At 70.4% G+C, this 22176-nt stretch carries 16 protein-coding genes and 1 tRNA gene; 13 read left to right on the top strand and 4 right to left on the bottom strand.

Translation table 11 applies throughout. The features are described 5' to 3' along the window. The first annotated feature begins 45 nt into the window (after nt 1-45). Together AB0M29_RS20875 and AB0M29_RS20870 are read left to right on the top strand one after the other, a co-directional pair. Nucleotides 46-1425 carry an aminotransferase class V-fold PLP-dependent enzyme gene (locus AB0M29_RS20875; protein WP_365384551.1) on the top strand — a complete coding sequence of 460 codons (1380 nt, stop codon included), beginning with the start codon at nt 46-48 and terminating at the stop codon, nt 1423-1425. Then, nucleotides 1422-2855, top strand: coding sequence for a SidA/IucD/PvdA family monooxygenase (locus AB0M29_RS20870; RefSeq protein ID WP_365384549.1), 1434 nt, complete (start codon nt 1422-1424; stop codon nt 2853-2855). The genes AB0M29_RS20875 and AB0M29_RS20870 overlap by 4 nt, the downstream gene beginning before the upstream one ends. Here AB0M29_RS20870 and AB0M29_RS20865 read toward each other — a convergent pair. Continuing rightward, nucleotides 2824-4647, bottom strand: a complete 1824-nt coding sequence (locus AB0M29_RS20865; RefSeq protein WP_365384547.1) for a 5'-nucleotidase C-terminal domain-containing protein — start codon at nt 4645-4647, stop codon at nt 2824-2826. The two genes, AB0M29_RS20870 and AB0M29_RS20865, sit on opposite strands and share 32 nt — an antisense overlap. 295 nt (nt 4648-4942) lie before the next feature. Here AB0M29_RS20865 and pyk point away from each other — a divergent pair, with 295 nt between their 5' ends. The 6 genes from pyk to AB0M29_RS20835 all read left to right on the top strand — a co-directional run bounded on the left by pyk (nt 4943) and on the right by AB0M29_RS20835 (nt 12681). Further along, nucleotides 4943-6379: a pyruvate kinase gene (gene pyk, locus AB0M29_RS20860; protein WP_365384545.1), complete on the top strand. Its 1437-nt coding sequence runs from the start codon at nt 4943-4945 to the stop codon at nt 6377-6379. A 458-nt stretch (nt 6380-6837) separates the two neighbouring features. After that, complete coding sequence (locus tag AB0M29_RS20855; protein ID WP_365384543.1) at nt 6838-8085, top strand: branched-chain amino acid ABC transporter substrate-binding protein; 1248 nt, start codon at nt 6838-6840, stop codon at nt 8083-8085. A gap of 117 nt (nt 8086-8202) precedes the next feature. Beyond that, on the top strand, nt 8203-9132 hold the full coding sequence (locus AB0M29_RS20850; RefSeq protein WP_365384541.1) for a branched-chain amino acid ABC transporter permease: 930 nt from the start codon (nt 8203-8205) through the stop codon (nt 9130-9132). A gap of 5 nt (nt 9133-9137) precedes the next feature. After that, nucleotides 9138-11024: a branched-chain amino acid ABC transporter permease gene (locus AB0M29_RS20845; RefSeq protein WP_365384540.1), complete on the top strand. Its 1887-nt coding sequence runs from the start codon at nt 9138-9140 to the stop codon at nt 11022-11024. Between the two features lie 8 nt (nt 11025-11032). Next, nucleotides 11033-11968, top strand: coding sequence for an ABC transporter ATP-binding protein (locus AB0M29_RS20840; RefSeq protein WP_365384539.1), 936 nt, complete (start codon nt 11033-11035; stop codon nt 11966-11968). Next, complete coding sequence (locus AB0M29_RS20835) at nt 11965-12681, top strand: ABC transporter ATP-binding protein (RefSeq protein ID WP_365384538.1); 717 nt, start codon at nt 11965-11967, stop codon at nt 12679-12681. The genes AB0M29_RS20840 and AB0M29_RS20835 overlap by 4 nt, the downstream gene beginning before the upstream one ends. 70 nt (nt 12682-12751) lie before the next feature. On the opposite strand, the gene AB0M29_RS20830 is transcribed toward AB0M29_RS20835, so the two are convergent. Next, nucleotides 12752-13393 carry a response regulator gene (locus tag AB0M29_RS20830; RefSeq protein ID WP_365384537.1) on the bottom strand — a complete coding sequence of 214 codons (642 nt, stop codon included), beginning with the start codon at nt 13391-13393 and terminating at the stop codon, nt 12752-12754. A gap of 103 nt (nt 13394-13496) precedes the next feature. Here AB0M29_RS20830 and AB0M29_RS20825 point away from each other — a divergent pair. Continuing rightward, nucleotides 13497-13580, top strand: a tRNA-Leu gene (locus AB0M29_RS20825). Between the two features lie 118 nt (nt 13581-13698). Here AB0M29_RS20825 and AB0M29_RS20820 read toward each other — a convergent pair. Together AB0M29_RS20820 and AB0M29_RS20815 are read right to left on the bottom strand one after the other, a co-directional pair. Beyond that, nucleotides 13699-14169: a hotdog fold thioesterase gene (locus AB0M29_RS20820; RefSeq protein WP_365384536.1), complete on the bottom strand. Its 471-nt coding sequence runs from the start codon at nt 14167-14169 to the stop codon at nt 13699-13701. A 62-nt stretch (nt 14170-14231) separates the two neighbouring features. Further along, a complete protein-coding gene (locus AB0M29_RS20815; protein ID WP_365384534.1) occupies nt 14232-16535 on the bottom strand; it encodes an FdhF/YdeP family oxidoreductase in 2304 nt (767 codons plus the stop codon). Between the two features lie 119 nt (nt 16536-16654). Between AB0M29_RS20815 and polA the strand changes: the two genes are divergently transcribed. The 4 genes from polA to AB0M29_RS20795 all read left to right on the top strand — a co-directional run bounded on the left by polA (nt 16655) and on the right by AB0M29_RS20795 (nt 22167). Continuing rightward, a complete protein-coding gene (gene polA / locus AB0M29_RS20810; protein ID WP_365384532.1) occupies nt 16655-19363 on the top strand; it encodes a DNA polymerase I in 2709 nt (902 codons plus the stop codon). 315 nt (nt 19364-19678) lie between these two features. Further along, nucleotides 19679-20872 carry a lytic transglycosylase domain-containing protein gene (locus tag AB0M29_RS20805; RefSeq protein WP_365384530.1) on the top strand — a complete coding sequence of 398 codons (1194 nt, stop codon included), beginning with the start codon at nt 19679-19681 and terminating at the stop codon, nt 20870-20872. A gap of 129 nt (nt 20873-21001) precedes the next feature. Then, nucleotides 21002-21136: an SPW_0924 family protein gene (locus AB0M29_RS20800; RefSeq protein WP_365384528.1), complete on the top strand. Its 135-nt coding sequence runs from the start codon at nt 21002-21004 to the stop codon at nt 21134-21136. 8 nt (nt 21137-21144) lie between these two features. Beyond that, a complete protein-coding gene (locus AB0M29_RS20795) occupies nt 21145-22167 on the top strand; it encodes a DUF3068 domain-containing protein (RefSeq protein WP_365384526.1) in 1023 nt (340 codons plus the stop codon). The last annotated feature ends 9 nt before the right edge of the window (nt 22168-22176 follow it).

The raw sequence follows: 22176 nt of genomic DNA, 5'->3' as shown, positions 1-22176 counted from the left end.
GGAGGGGACCGACCGTCGGACGAGCGGGTGGGGTGAGGAACCGTCATGGCGATGCCCGGACTTGCCGGCGGCGCGGACGGCGCGCGGGCGCTGCGGCCCCTGCTCGACGTCGTCCTGAACGCACTCACCGAGGGCGCCGCGGACCGCGGCGGACCCCTGCCGCCGGGCGGCCCGGAGCGCACCGCCGCCCGCGTGGCGAGCGCCGTCGGCGAGGTGCTGCCCGCGACCGGAACCGGCGAACGCGAGGCCCTGCACACCCTGGTACGGGCCCTCGCCGAGGGCGCCGCCGACCCCGCGGACCCGCTCTGCGCCGCCCATCTGCACTGCCCACCGCTGGCGGTGGCCGCCGCCGCCGACCTGGCGGCCGCCGCGCTCAACCCGTCACTGGACTCCTGGGACCAGGCACCGGCCGCCACCGCGCTCGAGGCACTGGTCACCGCCGCGCTGGCCGCCGTCGTCTACCCCGGCCTGCCCAGCCCCGACGCCCTGGTCACCACCGGCGGCACCGAGTCCAACCACCTGGCCCTGCTGCTGGCCCGCGAGCGCGCCGGGAGCGCCCTGCGGGTGGTCGTCGGCGCCAACGCCCACCACAGCCTGCACCGCGCGGCGTGGCTGCTCGGCCTGCCCCGCCCGGTCGTCGTCGACACCCCCGCCGGAGTGCTCGACCCGGCCGCCGTGGACGTGACCTTGCGCGAACTCGGCCCCCACACCCTGCTGGTGGCCACCGCCGGCACCACCGACACCGGCGCCGTCGACCCGCTGCCCGACCTCGCCGCGAGCGCCGCCCGGCACGGCGCCGCGCTCCACGTGGACGCCGCCTACGGTGGCCCGCTGCTGTTCAGCGACCGCGCCGCTCCCACCCTGGCCGGACTCGGCTCCGCCGTCTCCGTCACCCTGGACCTGCACAAGCTCGGCTGGCAGCCGGTCGCCGCCGGCCTGCTCGCGGTCCCCGACAGCGCCCTGCTGCGCCCCCTGGACCACCAGGCCGACTACCTCAACCCCACCGACGACACCGAGGCCGGCCTGCCCGACCTGCTCGGCCGCTCGCTGCGCACCACCCGCCGCCCCGACATCCTCAAGATTGCCGTCACCCTGCGGGCACTGGGCCGCGACGGCCTCGGCGCGCTCGTCGACGCCGTCTGCGACCACGCCCGCGCCCTCGCCGCCCGGATCGAGCGGCACCCGGACCTCACCCTGTACGCGCCGCCCACTCTCAGCACCGTGCTGTTCCGCCCCACCGGCGCCACCGACGAGCAGGTCGCCGAGGTGCGCCGGGCGCTGCTGCGCGACGGCCGCGCGGTCCTGGGCCGGGCCCGCGCCGGTGGCCGGCTCTGGCTCAAGGCCACCCTGCTCAACCCGCACGCCCGCCCGGCAGACCTCGACGCACTCGTGCAGCTCACGACGGAAGGCAGCACCACCCGATGAACGCCCGCACCACCCCGCTGCCCGAGCAGCCCCCGGCCACCGGCCCCACCGCCCCCGTCGACCTGCTCGGTGTCGGCGTCGGCCCGTTCAACCTGTCGCTGGCCGCCCTCGCCGACGGCGTCCCCGGGCTGACCGCCGCCTTCTACGAGCAGCGTCCCTCGTTCGAGTGGCATCCGGGACTGCTCATCGACGGCGCCACCCTCCAGGTCCCCTTCCTCGCCGACCTGGTGACGCTGGCCGACCCCGCCAGCCGCTGGACCTTCCTGAACTGGCTGAAGACCCGCGAGCGGCTGTTCCCCTTCTACTTCGCCGAGCGCTTCCACGTGCACCGCGCCGAATACGACGCCTACTGCCGGTGGGTGGCCGAATCGCTGCCCACCACCCACTTCGGCCAGCAGGTCGACGCGGTGCGCTGGGACCCCGAGCGCGGCCACTTCGAGGTCGACCACACCCAGCTCGACGCGCACGGCGAGGCCGAGGCGCTGGCCCGTACCTGCGCCCGCAACCTGGTGCTGGGCGTCGGCACCGCGCCCCATGTGCCGGAGCCGCTGCGGCTGCTGGCCGAGACGCCGACCGTCCCCGTCGTGCACTCCGCGCACTACATGCAGCAGCGCGACCGGCTGCTGGGCGCCGACCACATCACCGTGGTCGGCTCGGGACAGTCCGGCGCCGAGGTCTTCCTCGACCTGCTGCGGGCCCGTCCGGTGGGCCGCGAGCGGCTGACCTGGCTGGCGCGTACCCCCGCCTTCGCGCCCATGGAGTACAGCAAGCTGGGTCTGGAGCACTTCACCCCGGACTACACGCGCTACTTCCACGGCCTCGCCGAGCCGGTACGCGACCGGCTGGTGCCGCAGCAGTGGCAGCTCCACAAGGGCATCGACCACGACACCCTGACGGCCATCCACGACGAGCTGTACCGGCGCACCCTCGACGGCGGCTGGCCGGACGCCGCCCTCACCCCCGGGGTCACCGTCCGCACCGCGGGCCGGATCGGCACCCACGGCATCGAGTTGCACCTTGAACACGGCGAACAGGGCACCCGCACCCGGCTGATGACCGACGCCGTGGTGCTGGCCACCGGCTACCGGGAGCGGCCGCTCGACCAGCTCCTGGAGCCGCTGGACCCGTACATCCGGCGCGATGCCGCGGGCCGCCCCCGTGTCGGCCCGCAGCACCGCGTCGTCCTCGACCGGTCGGTGACCGGCCGGGTCTACGTCCAGAACGCCGAACGCCACTCGCACGGCGTCGGCGCCCCGGACCTGGGTCTCGCCGCCTGGCGGTCGGCCGTCATCCTCAACGACCTGACCGCGGTCCTGACCGGCGCCGAGCACTACCCGCTGCCGGCCAGGACGGCCTTCACCACCTTCGGGCTCGACGGCGCCGCCGCGAGCGACGTCCCTACCCGAACAGCGGCACTCCGCCGCGGGTGAGCAGCCACGAGTCGCCGCCGAAGGCCGCCGGGTCGATCGTCCCGTGGGCCTTCACCCAGGCGATGATGGTGTTCCTGATCTCGTCGGAGCTGGACCACACGGACGTGGCGGCGGCGACATGAGGGTAGTTGCTGCCGCCGCTGGAGCGGTAGTTGTTGACCGCCAGCACGAACTGCGCGGCCGGGTCGATCGGCGCGCCGCCGAAGGTCAGCTTGGAGATCCGCGAGCCGGCCGGCTGCGCGATGTCGATCTCGTAGCTGACGCCGCTGAGGATGTCGTAGCTGTAGTCGGGGGTGTTGTTGGCGTTGGTCAGCTTGGTGACGTCCACCGGCGCGTCGGGCGCGGTCTGGACGTAGTACCGCGCGGACCACTCCAGGTAGTCCTTGATCTGGGCGCCGGTGAGGATCTTGGCGTCCAGGGTGTTCTCGTAGATGTACAGGCCCGCCACGTCCCGCAGCGACACCTGGCCGGCCGGGATCGCCGCCGCCCGGGAGAAGCAGGACGCCTCGGAGAGCACCGGCAGTGAGGCGTACGAGGTGCCCGCGAGCGCCGCCTTGACGGTGTCGGCCTGCACCAGGTTGATGAAGTCGATGATCGGCGCGTCCTTGTACGTGGACTCCTTCGCCGACATCGCCTGCGCGCAGGTGCCGATCACCTGGTTCACATAGGTGACGACCTTGTCGTGCTCGTCCCTGACCAGCTTGGCCACCACCGGGTCCTCGTCCACGGTGTTGGCGTTGCGGACCTCGGCGGTGACCGAGGTGACCTGCCAGCGGCCGTGGGCGAACTCCAGGTCGATGTCGAACACGCTCAGCCGCATGCCCCACATCAGCGGCTCGGACAGCACCACCGTCTTGCCGGTCTCGGTGTTGGTCACCAGCGTCTGCGGCCGCTCGACGTGGGTGTGGCCGACCAGGATCGCGTCGATGCCGGGCACCTGCTGGGCCACCAGCGACGAGGCGTTCTCGGGGTAGGGGAGCGCGTCGCCGTACGAGGTGCTGCCGTCGAGACCGGAGTGGTCGGTGCAGACCACCACGTCGCAGCCGAGCGCCCGCAGCTTGGGCACGTAGATCTTCGCCTGCTCCACCAGACCGGGGAAGGCCATCTTGCCCTGCACGTTGGCCTTGTCCCAGATGGCGATGCCCGGGTTGGTCAGGCCGAGGATGCCGACCTTGATGTCCGGGCCGTCCTCGACGCAGATCCGCTTCACCAGGTAGGGCGGGAAGGCGGGCTTGAGGGTCTTGGCGTCCACCGCGTTGGCCGCGAGCAGCGGGAAGTCGCACTGGTCCTGGAAGGCGCGCAGCAGCGGGATGCCGTAGTTGAACTCGTGGTTGCCGAGCGCCGCCGCGTCGTACTTCATGTGGTTCATGGCCAGTGCCATCGGGTGCCGCGGCCCGCAGCGGGCGCCGGTGATCGGCTCGACCCGGGCGTAGTAGTACGACAGCTGGGTGCCCTGGATGATGTCGCCCGCGTCGATCAGCAGGGTGCGGTCGTGGCCCTTCTCGGCGCGGGCCTGCGCGACGAGGGTGGCGACCTTGGCCAGGCCGACGTCGTTGTGGGTGGCGTCGTCGTACTCGGCGTTGGTGAAGTAGTCCCAGTTCAGTGCGTGGCCGTGCAGGTCGGTGGTGCCCAGCACCCGCAAGGAGAAGGTCTTCGGGTGCCGATGGCCGTGGTCGGCCTCGGCGGCCTGCGCCGGTCCGGCCGCCGCCACCGCTCCGGCGGTGCCTGCCAGCGCCACGCCGGCGCCGGTGGCGGCCGAGCGGTTGATGAAGTCCCTGCGGTTGAGCGGCATCTCGTCTCCTGATCCCTGGCGTTCCCGAGCCACTGTGGTGTCGGAACAACGCGCGTAGATTCTGGACCAGAGGGACCGCTCCGCGACACCCCCCGAACGTAACCTGTGGATGTCCTGCGGATGAACGGCCTTGTGTCGCCGTACGTCACGCCATGGGCCGCCGGGACTTACCGAAGTGCTCATCAGAGCGGGCCCCCGCACACTTCGACACTTGTCAACAAGCGTTAATCCAGCCGTCGTTGAGCAGTTGCCGGTAGCGAGTTCTCTACCAACGAGTAAGTCATACGCTCGGTACATGCGCCGAGCAAAAATTGTCTGCACCCTGGGCCCCGCCACCGACTCCTACGACCAGATCAAAGCACTGGTCGAGGCCGGAATGGACGTGGCGCGCCTCAACCTGAGCCATGGATCGTACGCAGAGCACGAGGACCGTTACCGGCGGGTCCGCAAGGCCTCCGACGAACTCGGCCGCAGCGTGGGCATCCTCGTCGACCTTCAGGGTCCGAAGATCAGGCTCGGCCGATTCGCCGAAGGGCCCGTACTCCTTGAACGCGGGGACGAGTTCACCATCACCGTCGACGAGATCGAGGGTGACCAGCAGATCTGCGGCACCACCCACAAGGGGCTGACCGCCGACGTCGCCCGCGGTGAGCGCATCCTCGTGGACGACGGCCGGGTCACCCTCGAAGTCACCGACGTGGAGGGCCCCCGGGTGCACACCATGTGCATCGAGGGCGGCATGATCTCCGACAACAAGGGGCTCAACCTCCCCGGCGTCGCCGTCTCCGTGCCCGCGCTGTCCGAGAAGGACGTGCGCGACCTGCGCTGGGGCCTGCGGATCGGGGCCGACGTCATCGCCCTGTCCTTCGTCCGTACCGGCCGCGACGTCGAGGACGTGCTGCGGGTGATGGCGGAGGAGGACCGCCGTGTCCCGGTCATCGCCAAGATCGAGAAGCCGCAGGCGGTCGACAACCTCGCCGACATCGTCGACGCCTTCGACGGCATCATGGTCGCCCGCGGGGACCTCGGCGTCGAGATGCCGCTGGAGGCGGTGCCGATCGTCCAGAAGCGCGCGATCAAGCTGGCCAAGCGCAACGCCAAGCCGGTCATCGTCGCCACCCAGATGCTGGACTCGATGATCGACAACTCCCGCCCGACCCGCGCCGAGGCCAGCGACGTGGCCAACGCGGTGATGGACGGCACCGACGCGGTGATGCTCTCCGGCGAGACCAGCGTCGGCAAGTACCCCATCGAGACCGTCAAGACGATGTCCAGGATCGTCGAAGCCGCGGAGGAGGACGTGCTGGCCGCCGGCCTGCCGCCGCTCACCGAGCGGAACAAGCCCCGTACCCAGGGCGGCGCGGTCGCTCGCGCCGCCGCCGAGATGGGCGACTTCCTCGGCGCCCGCTTCCTGGTCGCCTTCACCCAGTCCGGCGACACCGCCCGGCGGCTGTCCCGCTACCGCTCGCCGATCCCGGTGCTCGCCTTCACCCCCGAGCAGGCCACCCGCTCCCAGCTCAACCTCACCTGGGGCGTCGAGACCTTCCTCGGCCCGATGGTGCAGACCACCGACGAGATGGTCCAGCAGGTGGACGAGGAGCTGCTCCGCATCGGCCGCTGCAAGAAGGGCGACGTCGTGGTGATCACGGCCGGTTCGCCCCCCGGTGTCTCCGGCACCACCAACATGGTCAGGGTGCACCACATCGGTGAGGACGACTCGCCGAAATCCTGAGGTGTACGGGCGGGGAAACCGCACCGCGCCCCGTTCGGCATTCGCCGGGCGGGGCGCGGTCATTCCAAAGAAATTAACCCTATGTAACGCACGGGGATTGCCCATTCAAAGCGGCCCCCGGAGCGGTCCCCGGCACCCGTGCCATCCGCCATTCGGGTTGACCCGAGCCGTCCTAGCAGAAGGTCCGCAGGTACCCCACCCCGGGGCGGAAGTGCACGTTCTCACCATGCGGACATCGGACAAATCCTCACAAACCCCACGGGTAACCTCAGTGGAACCTCAAGAGTTTCCTTCCGGGATAACAAGCAGGTCACACTCTTGCTCTCACCTCTGCCTGACTCACCTCGACACGCCTAGAGTCACGGCCAGTCACCGCGCCACCGGATTAGTCAGTTCGGGTTCCAGCGCACGACTCGGCTTCTCATCAGAGACAGCCGCGCCAGGGGAAAGGACTGATCGTGCGACACCGTTCCTTGCTGATTCTTACCGCCGTGGTCACCACCGGGGCGCTCTCCCTCACTGCCTGCGGCTCGCGCAGCAACGATGACAGCAAGAAGGGTGGAGACAGCTCCGGCTCCAACACCACGGTCGTCATCGGCGTCGACGCTCCGCTTACCGGACAGAACTCGGCCACCGGCCTCGGCATCCAGTACGGCGTGCAGATCGCGGTGGACGACGCCAACGCGAAGCACCTCGTGCCGGGCGTGACCTTCAAGATCAAGGCGCTCGACGACAAGGCCCAGCCGGGCACCGGCCAGCAGAACGCCACCGCTCTTGTTCAGGAGAGCGATGTCGTCGGCGTCGTGGGCCCGCTGAACTCCGGCGTCGCCCAGTCGATGCAGCAGGTCTTCAACTCCGCCAACATGGTCGAGATCTCGCCGTCCAACACCAACCCCACCCTGACCCAGGGCAAGGACTGGAACACCGGCAACAAGGTCCGTCCGTTCAAGACGTACTTCCGTACCGCCACCACCGACGCCCTGCAGGGTGGCTTCGCCGCCGACTACGCGTACAACACGCTGAAGAAGAAGAACGCCTTCGTCGTCGACGACAAGCAGACCTACGGTGCCGGCCTCGCGGGCATCTTCAAGGACAAGTTCGGCACGCTCGGCGGCAAGAACGCCGGCACCGACCACGTCAACACCGGTGACACCGACTACTCCACCCTCGTCACCAAGATCAAGAACTCGCACGCCGACATGGTGTACTACGGCGGCCAGTACGACGAGTCGGAGCTGATCACCAAGCAGCTCAAGGCGGCCGGCGTCAACATCCCGCTCATGGGCGGCGACGGCATGTTCTCCGACACCTACATCAAGACCGCGGGCAAGGCCGCCGAAGGCGACCTGGCCACCTCGGTCGGCGTCCCGGTCACCACCCTCCCGGCGGCCAAGGACTTCATCGCGGCCTACAAGGCGAAGGGCTACCCCGGCGACTACGGCACCTACGGCGGTTACTCGTACGACGCCGCCACCGCCATCATCAAGGCCGTCGGCTCCGTCGTCTCCGCCAACGGCGGCAAGCTCCCCGCCAGCACCGACCTGCGCGGCAAGGTCGTGGACGGTGTCCAGAAGAGCGACTTCGACGGCATCGCCGGCCACGTCTCCTTCGACCAGTACGGCGACACCACCAACAAGCAGCTCACCGTCTACCAGGTGAAGAGCGGCGCGTGGGCGGCCGTCAAGAGCGGCACCTACAGCGGCTGATCAGCACCTCGCAGTACCCCGGGCCGCGCGGCTGGCCACCACCAACCGCGCGGCCCCCCGCCTACCCGGGCGTAACCTCCCACCCCCCCTGCTCCCCAGCGACATGGAGGCCATGCGGTGCACACCCTGCCGCAACAGCTGGCCAACGGGCTGTTCCTCGGCTCGATGTACGGGCTCATCGCCATCGGCTACACGATGGTGTACGGCATCGTCCAGCTCATCAACTTCGCCCACGGCGAGATCTACATGACCGGCGCCTTCGGCGCCCTCGCGGTCTACACCAATCTCCCCGACGGGATGTCCATCTGGGCGGCGCTGCCGCTCATGCTGGCGGGCGGCATCATCGTGTCCGTCCTCATCGCCGTGGGTGCCGAACGGCTCGCCTACCGGCCACTGCGCAACGCGCCACGCCTCGCGCCGCTCATCACCGCCATCGGCCTCTCCCTCGCTCTGCAGCAGGCGGTCTTCCTCTGGTACCCCAACGCCACCAGCGGAAAGAAGTTCCCCCAGCTCCCTGGCGGCCCCTTCCACATCGGCTCGGTCGACATCCAGAGCGGTGACATATTCCTCGTCACCTCCGCCGTCGTCTGCATGGTGGCGCTCGCCGCGTTCGTCCGCACCAGCCGCACCGGCCGCGCCATGCAGGCCACCGCGCAGGACCCCGACACCGCACAGCTCATGGGTGTCGACACCAACCGGATCATCATCATCGCGTTCGCCATCGGCGGCCTCTTCGCCGCCGTCGCCGGCCTCGCCTCCGGTCTGAAGTACGGCCAGATCAAGTACGACATCGGCTTCCAGGCCGGCCTCAAGGCGTTCACCGCGGCCGTCCTCGGCGGCATCGGCAACATCTACGGCGCCATGCTCGGCGGACTCGTCCTCGGCGTCGCCGAATCCTGTGCCTCCGCCTACATCTCCAACATCCCCGGGATGCAGCAACTCGGCGGTGGCGGCTGGGCCAACGTATGGGCGTTCGTGCTCCTCATCGTCGTGCTGCTCGTCCGGCCCCAGGGCCTGCTCGGCGAGCGCGTCGCGGACAGGGCGTGATCTCGATGACCGACATCCCCCTCGCCACCGCGGAAGCCGTCGTCGCCGAATCGGCCGGCGGCAACCGCAGGACCGCACCCTTCGTGAACCTGCCCGGCGGCAGCGCCCGTATCGCCACCCTCGCCGGCGCGGTCGTCACCATCGCCTCCACCTTCATGTCGTGGACCTACACCACCGCGTTCCCCGGTGACCTCACTGTCAACGGATACCCCGGCGGCCTCCAGGTCCTCACCCTCATCGGCGGCATCCTCACCGCCGTCATCGCCCTCGGCGCCTTCGGCGTCAAGGGCCTGGCCTGGCTCAACCCCAGCCGCAGCAACAACTCCGTGCTGCTGCTCGCCCTGGGCACCCTGGGCACCACCTGGTACACGGTCATCGACATCGCGGCCAAGCTCGGCGGCCTGGCCAACCTCGACCCCGGCGGCTTCGTCGCCGCCGTCGGCAGCCTGCTGCTCTTCGTCGGCGCCGTGTCCCTGCCCATCGACCGGCACCTGAAGGAGCCCGCCGACGCCGAGTACTACCAGCTCGGCCGGTTCGAGAACGTCGCCCCCGTCGTCGCCTGCTACCGGTGGCTGCGCGAAGCCCGCCTCAACCACAGCGACATGCCCGTCGGCGACGCCCGCAAGCTCAACGTGTGGCTCCAGCGGCTCGCCATCGTCGTGGTCTTCGCGATCGGCCTGCGCATCCTCACCTTCGGCCTGGCCACCACCTACAGCGACATCTTCCTCGGCTTCCTGATCATCATCTCCTTCAGCTTCCTGGGACTCGGCGCCGCGGGCCTCACCCGCCAGTTCCAGCAGCTCACCCACAACAACCGCAGCTTCGCGTCCTGCGTCGGCATCGTCGCCGCCGTCGCGTACCCCTTCGCGCAGAACAACGAGCACTGGGCCAACCTCGGCGTCAGCATCCTCATCGTCGGCACCGTCGCCCTCGGCCTCAACATCGTCGTCGGCCTCACCGGCCTGCTCGACCTCGGTTACGTCGCCTTCCTCGGCGTCGGCGCGTACGCCGCCGCCCTGGTCTCCGGCTCCCAGTTCTCCATCTGGTCCGGCGTGCAGTTCCCCTTCTGGGCGGCCGCACTCACCGGCATGGCCGCCGCGCTCGTCTTCGGCGTCCTCATCGGCGCGCCCACCCTGCGCCTGCGCGGCGACTACCTGGCCATCGTCACCCTCGGCTTCGGAGAGATCTTCCGCATCGTCGTCAAGAACCTCGACGGTGTCTCCGGCCCCAAGGTCACCAACGGCCCCGACGGCATCGCCCAGATCCCCGATCTGTCGATCTTCGGCTACAACCTCGGCGACTCCCACACCGTCGGCTCCTTCACCCTGGGCAGGTTCGCCAACTACTACCTGCTCATGCTGGTGATCACCGTCATCGTGGTGCTGGTCTTCACCCGTGCCTCCGACTCCCGGATCGGCCGCGCCTGGGTCGCCATCCGCGAGGACGAGACCGCCGCCACCGCCATGGGCATCAACGGCTTCCGGGTCAAGCTCGTCGCCTTCGCACTCGGCGCCTCGCTCGCCGGCCTCGCCGGAACCGTCAGCGCCCACGTGACCAACAGCGTCGTGCCCGACCCGTACGTCTTCTCCGGCCCCGTGCCGCCGAACTCCGCCTTCCTGCTCGCCGCCGTCGTCCTCGGCGGCATGGGCACCGTCAGCGGCCCGATCCTCGGCGCGGCACTGCTCTACCTCATCCCGGAGAAGCTCGACTTCCTCGCGCGCTACGAACTCTTCGCGTTCGGCCTGGCCCTCATCCTCATCATGCGCTTCCGGCCCGAGGGCATCATCGCCAACAAGCGCCGCCAGCTCGAATTCCACCAGGACGACGAACTGGCGCCGGACAAGCGCCCCATGGGCGACGACACCGTCCCCGTCAGCACGGCAGGGGCGTGAGGGACACCATGACCACCACCATCCCCCAGCAGCCCACCCCGGCGTCGGCTCCCGACACCGGCCCGCTCCTCCAGGCCAGCGGCGTCATCATGCGGTTCGGCGGCCTCACCGCCGTCCGCGATGTGTCCCTCACCGTCAACAGCGGCGAGATCGTCGGACTCATCGGCCCCAACGGCGCGGGCAAGACCACCTTCTTCAACTGCCTCACCGGGCTGTACGTCCCCACCGAGGGCACCGTCTCCTACCAGGGCACCGTCCTGCCGCCCAAGCCCCACCTCGTCACCAAGGCAGGCATCGCCCGCACCTTCCAGAACATCCGGCTGTTCTCCAACATGACCGTGCTGGAGAACGTCCTCGTCGGACGGCACACCCGCACCCGCGAGGGCCTCATGTCCGCCCTCGTCCGCGGCCCCGGCTACCACAAGGCCGAGGCGCGCTCCCGCGAACGTGCCATGGAACTGCTGGCGTTCATCGGCCTCGACCACAAGGCCGAACACCTCTCGCGCAACCTCCCCTACGGCGAGCAGCGCAAGCTGGAGATCGCCCGCGCGCTGGCCAGCGAACCCGGGCTGCTGCTCCTCGACGAGCCCACCGCCGGCATGAACCCGCAGGAGACCAGGGCCACCGAGGAACTCGTCTTCGCCATCCGCGACCAGGGCATCGCCGTCCTGGTCATCGAGCACGACATGCGGTTCATCTTCAACCTCTGCGACCGCGTCGCGGTCCTCGTCCAGGGCGAGAAGCTGGTCGAAGGCACCTCCGACGTCGTCCAGCAGGACGAACGCGTCATCGCCGCCTACCTCGGCGAACCCTTCGAAGGCGCACCCGCCGACGAGGGCGACGCGGCCGTCGCGGCGGAGGCGGCCGTCGAGGCGGAAGCAGCCGCCGAGGCGGAGGCTTCCGAAGCGGAAGCGGACACCACCGAGCAGGAGAACGACCGATGACCGCACTGCTCGAAGTAGAAGACCTCCGCGTCGCCTACGGCAAGATCGAAGCCGTCAAGGGCATCTCGTTCTCCGTCGAGGCAGGGCAGATCGTCACCCTGATCGGCACCAACGGCGCCGGGAAGACCACCACCCTGCGCACCCTCAGCGGACTGCTCAAGCCGGTCGGCGGCCGTGTGGTCTTCGACGGCAAGCCGCTCACCCGGGTCCCCGCGCACAAGATCGTCGCACTGGGGCTCGCCCACTCGCCCGAGGGACGGCACATCTTCCCCCGGCTCACCATCGAGCAGAACCTCCAGCTCGGCGCCTTCCTCCGCAAGGACGCCGCCGGAATCGCCAAGGACATCCAGCGCGCCTACGACCTCTTCCCCATCCTCGGGGAACGCCGCAAGCAGGCCGCCGGCACCCTCTCCGGCGGCGAGCAGCAGATGCTCGCCATGGGCAGGGCGCTCATGTCCCAGCCCAAGCTGCTGATGCTCGACGAACCCTCCATGGGACTGTCGCCGATCATGATGCAGAAGATCATGACGACCATCATGGAACTCAAGGCCCAGGGCACCACCATCCTGCTCGTCGAGCAGAACGCGCAGGCCGCGCTCTCCCTCGCCGACCAGGGCCACGTCATGGAGATCGGCACCATCAAGCTCTCCGGCACCGGGCGCGACCTGCTCCACGACGAGGGCGTCCGCAAGACGTACCTCGGCGAGGACTGAGCTCCCGGGCACCCAACCCATGGCGCAGGGCCCGCACCGATCGATCCGGTGCGGGCCCTGCGCCGTACGGTCAGCCCTGCGCGACCTCGTCGATCACGGCCTGCGCCACCGCCTGCATCGACATCCGCCGGTCCATCGACGTCTTCTGGATCCACCGGAACGCCGCCGGCTCCGTCAGCCCGTACTTGGTCTGCAGCACGCTCTTCGCCCGGTCCACCAGCTTGCGCGTCTCCAGCCGCAGCGAGAGATCCGCGATCTCCGCCTCCAGGGCGCGCAACTCCTGGAACCGGCTCACCGCCATCTCGATCGCCGGCACCAGATCGCTCTTGCTGAACGGCTTCACCAGATACGCCATCGCCCCCGCGTCCCTGGCCCGCTCCACCAGCTCCCGCTGCGAGAACGCGGTCAGCATCAGGACCGGCGCGATCTTCTCCCCGGCGATACGCTCCGCCGCCGAGATCCCGTCAAGCACCGGCATCTTCACATCCAGGATCACCAGATCCGGCCGCTGCTCCTCCGCGAGCTTCACCGCCGTCTCCCCGTCCCCGGCCTCCCCGACCACGGAGTACCCCTCCTCCTCCAGCATCTCCTTGAGATCGAGCCGGATCAGAGCCTCGTCCTCCGCGATGACGACCCGTGTCGTCAGGGGCGGTACATGCGACGACTCGTTCTGAGCCTGATCGTCCTGGGGCGACTCTTCGGGGGCGCTCACGATGCTCCTTGCTCTGCGACGGAGTGCGGTGCGGGTGCTGCACAGCTGAGCCTACCTAGCTGTGACGCCGCGCATCGACACGGTAAGCTGTGGCCGCACCCTGGCCGGGTTGGCGCAACTGGCTGACGCGGAGGTCTCAAACACCTCTGTCCGAAAGGACGTGTGGGTTCGAATCCCATACCCGGCACCCAAAGAATCCTTGAGCGAGATCACTGAACGTAGTGAATCCGTTCTCCGCATCGCACACTCTCGGTGGCCCGACGTGCGTCCGTCGCGTTGGTGGACGGGCACGTCGGGCCGAAGCACTAGGCCGTGGCCGCCGGGGTGGCCGGGCGGAGCATGCAGGTGAGGCGGGCGGTGCAGACGCGCTTGCCGGAATCGTCGGTGATGACGACCTCGTAGGTGGCGGAGGAGCGGCCGCGGTGGACGGGCGTGGCGGTGCCGGTGACGGTGCCGGAGCGCAGGCCGCGGTGGTGGGTGGCGTTGAGGTCGACACCGACGGCGAGCTTGCCGGGGCCGCCGTGCAGCATCGCGCCGACCGAGCCGAGGGTCTCGGCGAGTACGGCGGAGGCGCCGCCGTGCAGCAGGCCGTAGGGCTGGGTGTTGCCCTCGACCGGCATGGTGCCGACCACCTTCTCGGGGGACGCCTCCAGGACCTGGATGCCCATCCGCTCGCCCAGGTGCCCGGCGGAGAAGAGCGCGCGCAGGTCGATACCGAGCCCGTCGTACTGCTCCAGGATCTCCGGGGGGAACTGCGTGGTGGTCTGCTCGCCCATGGGGTCGTGCTCCGATCGTCCTTGGTCGGTGTATTGGACAGCTTTCTACCGGACGGCGGTGGTCAGCCGCTCGCGGGGGTTGGCTGAACGGGCGGAAGCGGTCGCTCCAACCGGATGACCACGGACTTGGAAGCGGGGGTGTTGCTGGTGTCCGCGGTGTGGTCGAGCGGGATGAGCACGTTGGTCTCGGGGTAGTACGCGGCCGCGCAGCCGCGCGGCGTGGGGTAGACCACGACGCGGAAGCCGTCGGCGCGGCGCTCGCTGCCGTCGGTCCACTCGCTGACGAGGTCGGTGTAGTCGCCGTCGGCCAGGCCGTGCGCGGTGGCGTCCTCGGCGTTGACGAGGACGACGCGGCGGCCGCCCTTGATGCCGCGGTAGCGGTCGTCGAGGCCGTAGATGGTGGTGTTGTACTGGTCGTGCGAGCGCAGCGTCTGCAGCAGCAGCCGTCCTTCGGGGATGGCGGGGTACTCGACGGGCGCGGCGGTGAAGTTGGCCTTGCCGGTGGCGGTGGGGAAGGTGCGGGAGTCGCGCGGCGCGTGGGGGAGGGTGAAGCCGCCGGGGCGCCGCACCCTGGTGTTGAAGTCGTCGAAGCCGGGGATCACACGGGATATCCGGTCGCGGATGGTGTCGTAGTCGTGCTCGAACTCGGCCCAGGGGACGGTGCTGCGGTCGCCGAGGACGGCGCGGGCGAGGCGGCTGACGATGGCGGGTTCGGAGAGCAGGTGCGGGGAGGCGGGGGTGAGGCCGCCGCGGGAGGCGTGCACCATGCCCATGGAGTCCTCGACGGTGACGAACTGCGGTCCGCCGTCCTGCTCGTCCTTCTCGGTGCGGCCGAGGGTGGGCAGGATGAGGGCGCGGGCGCCGGTGACGACGTGCGAGCGGTTGAGCTTGGTGGACACGTGCACGGTCAGCCGGGCGCGCCGCATGGCCGCCTCGGTGACGTCGGTGTCGGGGGAGGCGGCGACGAAGTTGCCGCCCATGGCGAAGAAGACCTTGGCGTCGCCGTCGCGCAGCGCGCGGATCGCGCGGACGACGTCGTAGCCGTGCTCGCGGGGCGGTTCGAAGCCGAACTCGCCCTTGAGGGCGTCGAGGAAGGCCGCGGAGGGGCGTTCGAAGATGCCCATGGTGCGGTCGCCCTGCACGTTGCTGTGGCCGCGGACGGGGCAGACGCCGGCGCCGGGGCGGCCGATGTTGCCGCCGAGCAGCAGGAAGTTGACGACCTCGCGGATGGTGGGGACGGCGTGCTTGTGCTGGGTGAGGCCCATCGCCCAGCAGACGACGACACTCTTGGCGTCGAGGACGAGCGCGAGGAGTTTGTGGATCTCCGCGCGGCTGAGGCCGGTGGCGCGCAGCACCTCGTCCCAGTCGGTGGCGAGCGCTGCGGACTCGTACTCCGCGAAGCCGTGGGTGTGGGTGTCGATGAAGTCGCGGTCGAGCGCGTCGGCCTCGACGAGGAGCTTGCCGAGGGCGCGGAAGAGCGCCTGGTCGCCGCCGAGCCTGATCTGCAGGAAGAGGTCGGTCAGGGCGGTGCCGGAGCCGGCCAGTCCGGCGGCGGTCTGCGGGTTCTTGAAGCGTTCCATGCCCGCTTCGGGCAGCGGGTTGACGGTGACGATGGTGGCGCCGCCGCGCTTGGCCTTCTCCAGTGCGGAGAGCATCCGGGGGTGGTTGGTGCCCGGGTTCTGCCCGGCGACGATGATCAGGTCGGCCTGGTAGAGGTCGTCGAGCAGGACGCTGCCCTTGCCGACGCCGAGGGTCTCGGTGAGGGCGGAGCCGGACGACTCGTGGCACATGTTGGAGCAGTCGGGCAGGTTGTTGGTGCCCAGTTCGCGGGCGAAGAGCTGGAAGAGGAACGCCGCTTCGTTGCTGGTGCGCCCCGAGGTGTAGAAGACGGCCTCGTCGGGACCGCCGAGGGCGTGGAGCTCGTCGGCGATCAGCGCGAAGGCGCGCTCCCAGGGGATCGCCTCGTAGGTGTCGGACCCTTCGGCGAGGTACATCGGCTGGGTGATGCGGCCCTGCTGCCCGAGCCAGTACCCGCTGCGGCGGGCCAGGTCGGAGACGGGGTGGGCGGCGAAGAAGTCGGGGGTGACGCGGCGCAGTGTCGCCTCTTCGGCGACGGCCTTGGCGCCGTTCTCGCAGAACTCGGCGACGTGCCGGTGGTCGGGCTCGGGCCAGGCGCAGCCGGGGCAGTCGAAGCCGTTCTTCTGGTTGACCTTGAGCAGGGTGAGGGTGGCCCTGCGCACGCCCATCTGCGCACCGGCCATCTTCACGGTGTGCCCGATCGCGGGCAGCCCCGCGGCGGAGTTCTTCGGCGCGCTGACGTGCGGCGCGTCCTGTACGGGGTCACCTGCCGGGGGCTTCTTTGCCATGGACCCGATCCTGCCACCATTTCCCTTTTCCGCCCGACGCGGGCCCCGGTTTTTCGGTGGGGGAGCGGCCGGTGGCGCGGCGGGCGGCGTTGTCAGTGGGCCGTGGGAGGATCGGGGACGTGGCAGAGAAAGCATCGAAGACGACGACCGACCGCCCGCGGCTGCTGCTGCTGGACGGGCACTCGCTGGCGTACCGGGCGTTCTACGCGCTGCCCGTGGAGAACTTCAGCACGGCGACGGGTCAGCCGACGAACGCGATCTACGGCTTCACGTCCATGCTGGCGAACACGTTGCGTGACGAGAAGCCGACACATCTTGCGGTGGCGTTCGACGTCTCCCGCAAGACATGGCGGTTCGACGAGTTCCCGGAGTACAAGGCGACGCGGTCCAAGACGCCCGACGAGTTCCGCAGCCAGGTGGAGCTGATCGGCGAGCTGCTGGACGCGATGTCGGTGAGCCGGTTCGCGGTCGACGGCTTCGAGGCGGACGACGTGATCGCCACGCTGGCCACGCAGGCGGAGGCGCTGGGATACGAGGTGCTGATCGTCACGGGCGACCGGGACGCGTTCCAGTTGGTCACGGAGAACGTGACGGTCCTCTACCCGACGAAGGGCGTCTCGGAGCTGACCCGCTTCACTCCGGAGAAGGTCGAGGAGAAGTACGGGTTGACGCCGCGGCAGTATCCGGACTTCGCCGCGCTGCGCGGCGACCCGTCGGACAATCTGCCGGGTATCCCGGGTGTGGGGGAGAAGACCGCCGCCAAGTGGATCGTGCAGTTCGGGTCGTTCGCGGATCTGGTGGAGCGGGTCGACGAGGTCAAGGGCAAGGCGGGCGAGAATCTGCGGGCCCATCTGGAAGCGGTGAAGCTGAACCGGCGGCTGACCGAGATGGTGCGCGACGTGAGTCTGGCGTCGGGCCCCGAGGAGCTGGCGCGGACGCCGTACGACCGCACCGCGCTGGTGGGTGTGCTGGATGTGCTGGAGTTCCGCAACTCCAACTTCCGCGAGCGGCTGTTCGCCGCTGATCCGGGCGCCGCGCAGGAGGAGCCCGTGATCGCCGAGGGCGTCGCGGTGGACGGTTCGGTGCTGGACCCGGGGGAGCTGCCGGGCTGGCTGGAGGAGCACGGCGGCGGGCCGCTGGGGCTGGCCAGTGTGGACACCTGGGCGCTGGGCAGCGGCAGCGTCACGCAGATCGCCCTGGCGTCGGCGGCGGATGCCGCCTGGTTCGACCCGGCGCTGCTGGACGAGGCGGACGAGAAGGCGTTCGCGGCGTGGATCGCGGACCCGTCGCGCCCGAAGGTGCTGCACAACGCGAAGAACGTGGAGCGGGTCTTCGCCGAGCACGGCTGGAGCGTCGCCGGGGTGTCGATGGACACCGCGCTGGCGGCGTATCTGATCAAGCCTGGGCGGCGTTCGTTCGCGCTGGACGTGCTGTCGGTGGAGTATCTGGGCCGCGAGCTGGCCCCGTCGGGCGCGGGCAGCGGCCAGCTGGCGTTCGGCGAGGAGGACGAGGGCGCGGCGGTCGCGGACGCGCTGATGGTGCAGGCGCGTACGGTGCTGGACCTGGGCGAGGTGTTCGTCGAGCGGCTGCCGGAGGTCGGTGCCGCCGAGCTGCTGCATGACGTGGAGCTGCCGACGTCGTCGCTGCTGGCGCGGATGGAGCGGGCCGGGATCGCCGCGGACCGGGCCCATCTGGAGGGCCTGGAGCAGCAGTTCGCGGCGGCGGTGGAGCACGCGGTGGCCGAGGCGCACACGTCGGTGGGCCATGAGTTCAACCTGGGCTCGCCCAAGCAGCTCCAGGAGGTGTTCTTCGGCGAGCTGGGGCTGCCCAAGACGAAGAAGACCAAGACGGGTTACACCACGGACGCCGACGCGCTGGCGTGGCTGGCGGCGCAGTCCGAGCACGAACTGCCGGTGATCATGCTGCGCCACCGCGAGCAGGCCAGGCTGCGGGTGACCGTGGAGGGCCTGGTGAAGACGATCGCGCCGGACGGGCGGATCCACACCACCTTCAGCCAGACGGTCGCGGCCACCGGCCGCCTGTCGTCCACGGACCCCAATCTGCAGAACGTCCCGGTGCGCACCGACGAGGGCCGGGCGATCCGCCGCGGCTTCGTCGTGGGCGCGGGGTACGACTCGCTGCTGACGGCGGACTACAGCCAGATCGAGCTGCGGGTGATGGCCCATCTGTCCGAGGACGAGGGGCTGATCGCGGCCTTCGCCTCGGGCGAGGACCTGCACACCACGGTCGGCTCGCAGGTCTTCGGCGTCCCGCGCGACAAGGTGGACGCGGAGATGCGCCGCAAGATCAAGGCGATGTCGTACGGGCTGGCGTACGGCCTGTCGGCGTTCGGGCTGGCGCAGCAGCTCAGCATCGAACCGGCCGAGGCGCGCGGGCTGATGGAGACGTACTTCGAGCGGTTCGGCGGGGTGCGCGACTATCTGCACCGGGTCGTCGAGGAGGCGCGGGGCACGGGGTACACCGAGACACTGCTGGGCCGCCGCCGCTATCTGCCCGACCTCAACAGCGACAACCGGCAGCGTCGTGAGATGGCCGAGCGGATGGCGCTCAACGCCCCGATCCAGGGGTCGGCCGCCGACATCGTGAAGATCGCGATGCTGAAGGTCGACAAGGCGCTGACGGAGGAGAAGCTGGCCTCGCGGATGCTGCTCCAGGTGCACGACGAAATCGTGCTGGAGATCGCCCCGGGCGAGCGGGAGAAGGCCGAGGCGCTGGTGCGCCGCGAGATGGCCGGTGCCTATCCGCTGCGGGCGGCGCTCGATGTGTCGGTGGGTGACGGCGCCGACTGGGAGTCGGCCGCGCACTGACACCGGGAGGACGCGAGGAGGCGCGGGGCCGGCGTGAGCCCCGGGCCCCCTCCCGGCGCAGTCTGTGGACGAGCTGTGTGAACGTGCCGCATCCCTCCGGTGAAAGCTTCGCCGGAGGATGCGGCAGCGCACCGGAATGCCGGATTAGGTGCGGGTTTGTCCATGTCAGGGACTGTGGTCGGGGGCTCCAAGTTGCCGTAGGGTCATGCGGGTTGTTGCGCGGGGACGGCGCACATCTCGCACCTGGGAGGGACCGCGGATATGGCAGCGCGGCGGTACGGCCGGAGACTACGCAGGGGAGCGGCGGGGACCGCGGTGGCCGCCGCGGCGATGGCCGCGCTCGGTGCCTCGCAGGCGCCGGGACTGGTGCCGGTGGCGCACGCCGCCCCGCACCACGTGGCCACGGTCACCCCACCGCCCGGCCCGCAGATCGACGGTGGTTCGCCGTACATCACCGCTCTGCCGCCGCTGAACACCCCCACGGGACCCACTCCGCCCGCGGCGTCGCCCGGCGCCCCCGGCGGCCCGGTGCCCACCGGCGGCGCGGGACTGCCCGCTACCGTGCTGGACGCCTACCAGCGCGCGCAGGCCGCGGTCGCCCAGTCCGACCCCGGCTGCCATCTGCCGTGGCAACTGCTGGCGGCCATCGGCCAGGTGGAGTCCGGCCAGGCCCGCGGCGGCGCGGTCGACGCCCACGGCACGACGTACACGCCGATCCTCGGCCCGGTCCTCGACGGCAACGGCTTCGCGAACATCAGCGACACCGACCACGGCGCCTACGACGGCGACCCGGTGCACGACCGGGCGGTCGGCCCGATGCAGTTCATCCCGCAGACGTGGGAGCACTGGGGTGTGGACGGAAACGGTGACGGGGTGCGCGACCCCAACAACGTCTACGACGCCGCGCTGGCCGCCGCCCACTACCTGTGCGCCGACGGCCGCGACCTGTCGAACCCGCAGGACATGGACCGGGCGATCCTCGGCTACAACCACTCGCAGGACTACCTGAACCTGGTCAGGTCCTGGTACGACCACTTCCGGCAGGGCGGCGCGGTCTCCGTGCCCGACCGGCCCGGGACTCCCGGTACGCCCGGCGCCTCGCCGACGCCGACCGCCCCGCGGCCCACCACCAGCCCGTCCCCGACGGCCCCGCAGCCGCGCAAGACCACCGGCGGCACCGTCAAGCCGGCACCGGGCAGCGGCGGCACGGCGCCGTCGCCGAGCACCCCGCCGTCCGGTGGCAAGCCGACGACGCCGCCCACCACCCCGGGCAGCACGCCCACCGGCACCCCGACGACGCCCGGTTGCCCGACGGCCACCCCGACGCCGGACCCGAGCGGCACCCCGACGCCGACGCCCACGCCGACCACGACGCCTTCGGGCACGCCCACGCCCACCACCACGCCCGACCCGTGCGACACCACGTCGCCGACGCCCACGCCGTCCCCCTCAGCGACCGGCGCGACGGCGACCGGCGCGGGCGTCACCACCGCCCCCGTCGCTCCTTAAGAGCTGTCCGCACCACTCCACGCACCGGGGACGTCGCCCGAACGTCCCCGGTGAAACGTGTTCTCATCTCACCTCCCGGTTGCTACGGTGCCCCGGCCCGGTCGACGACACCGTCCCAGGGAGGTCCTGATGCGCGCTCTCGCCGCGGCGGCTGCCGGACTCGCCGCCGCCCTCGCGCTGGTGTTCACGGTCACCGCGATCGGCGCGCCCGCGGGGCACACCTCCCCGAAGCCGCTGCTGACCACGGTCCCCAGCCACCCGTAGGAGCCGCGATGCGCCGCAAGTCCAGCCTGGTGCTGCTCGCCTTCGCCGTCTTCTTCGCGACGCTGTCACCGATGCTGCGCTGGTACGCCTTCCCCCGGCTGGTGAAGGTGCCGCCGAGCGAGTACCAGGTGGCCGTGCTGGAGGCGAAGAACGCCACCCTCGTCGACTACGCCGCCCTCACCGCGAAGAAGGTCTCCAGCGTCAGCATCGTGCAGACGCTGCGCGGCAACGTGCGGGAGGCCGAACGCGTCAAGGCCGACACCGGGCGGGACGTGGTGGTCTGGGACGCGCTGTCGTACGTCGTCGGCCCTGACGGGAAGATGGTCTCGGAGATCCCCGAGCGGTACGTCTTCGACGCGCACACCCAGGAACCGGTGCACGCGGCGGGCGAGATGGTCGACGGCGACCCGGTGACCCGGCAGGGCATCGAGTTCAAGTTCCCCTTCTCCACCCAGAAGCGGGACTACTACTACTTCGACGCGCAGAGCCGCACCTCGGCGCCGATCCACTACGCGGGCACCCAGAAGTTCCACGGCATGAAGGTCTACTACTTCGAGCAGACCCTGCCGTGGACCCGGGTCCCGCTGCCGAAGAAGCTGCCGGAGATCGCCCCGGGCGCGCCCGCCATCACCCCGCAGGAGGTCAAGGCGATCGGCATCGAGCGCTGGTACACCACCAAGCGGATGTTCTGGGTCGACCCCGTCACCGGCGCCCCGGTCAACGGCGAGGAGATCCACACCGAGGAACTGCGCTTCCCCGCCTCCTCGCACCACGCGCCCGTCACCGCCTTCGCCGGGGACGTGAAGATGCGGCCCGACTACGTCGACCACATCGTCCATCTGGTGAAGTCCCAGCGGCAGTTGGTGCTGCTGATGACGAGCTACCTGCCGTGGGGCTTCGGCGGTCTCGCCGCGCTGCTGCTGGCGCTCGCGCTGGTCCTGGAGGCGCGCGGCAGGCGGCCGGCCGACCCGCTGGGCGAGGACGCGGCGGACCGCGACCCCAGCCCCGACCGCGACCCGGTGCCGGTCTGACACCGGGCC

The sequence above is a fragment of the Streptomyces sp. NPDC051976 genome, assembly GCF_040680795.1.
Classification (GTDB): domain Bacteria; phylum Actinomycetota; class Actinomycetes; order Streptomycetales; family Streptomycetaceae; genus Actinacidiphila.
This window is presented reverse-complemented; position numbering and strand designations above follow the sequence as displayed.

Coding starts and splice junctions, on each gene's coding strand:
- AB0M29_RS20875 (WP_365384551.1), top strand. CDS start 46: ATGGCGATGCCCGGACTTGCCGGCGGCGCGGACGGCGCGCGGGCGCTG.
- AB0M29_RS20870 (WP_365384549.1), top strand. CDS start 1,422: ATGAACGCCCGCACCACCCCGCTGCCCGAGCAGCCCCCGGCCACCGGC.
- AB0M29_RS20865 (WP_365384547.1), bottom strand. CDS start 4,647: ATGCCGCTCAACCGCAGGGACTTCATCAACCGCTCGGCCGCCACCGGC.
- pyk (WP_365384545.1), top strand. CDS start 4,943: ATGCGCCGAGCAAAAATTGTCTGCACCCTGGGCCCCGCCACCGACTCC.
- AB0M29_RS20845 (WP_365384540.1), top strand. CDS start 9,138: ATGACCGACATCCCCCTCGCCACCGCGGAAGCCGTCGTCGCCGAATCG.
- AB0M29_RS20840 (WP_365384539.1), top strand. CDS start 11,033: ATGACCACCACCATCCCCCAGCAGCCCACCCCGGCGTCGGCTCCCGAC.
- AB0M29_RS20835 (WP_365384538.1), top strand. CDS start 11,965: ATGACCGCACTGCTCGAAGTAGAAGACCTCCGCGTCGCCTACGGCAAG.
- AB0M29_RS20820 (WP_365384536.1), bottom strand. CDS start 14,169: ATGGGCGAGCAGACCACCACGCAGTTCCCCCCGGAGATCCTGGAGCAG.
- AB0M29_RS20815 (WP_365384534.1), bottom strand. CDS start 16,535: ATGGCAAAGAAGCCCCCGGCAGGTGACCCCGTACAGGACGCGCCGCAC.
- AB0M29_RS20800 (WP_365384528.1), top strand. CDS start 21,002: ATGCGCGCTCTCGCCGCGGCGGCTGCCGGACTCGCCGCCGCCCTCGCG.
- AB0M29_RS20795 (WP_365384526.1), top strand. CDS start 21,145: ATGCGCCGCAAGTCCAGCCTGGTGCTGCTCGCCTTCGCCGTCTTCTTC.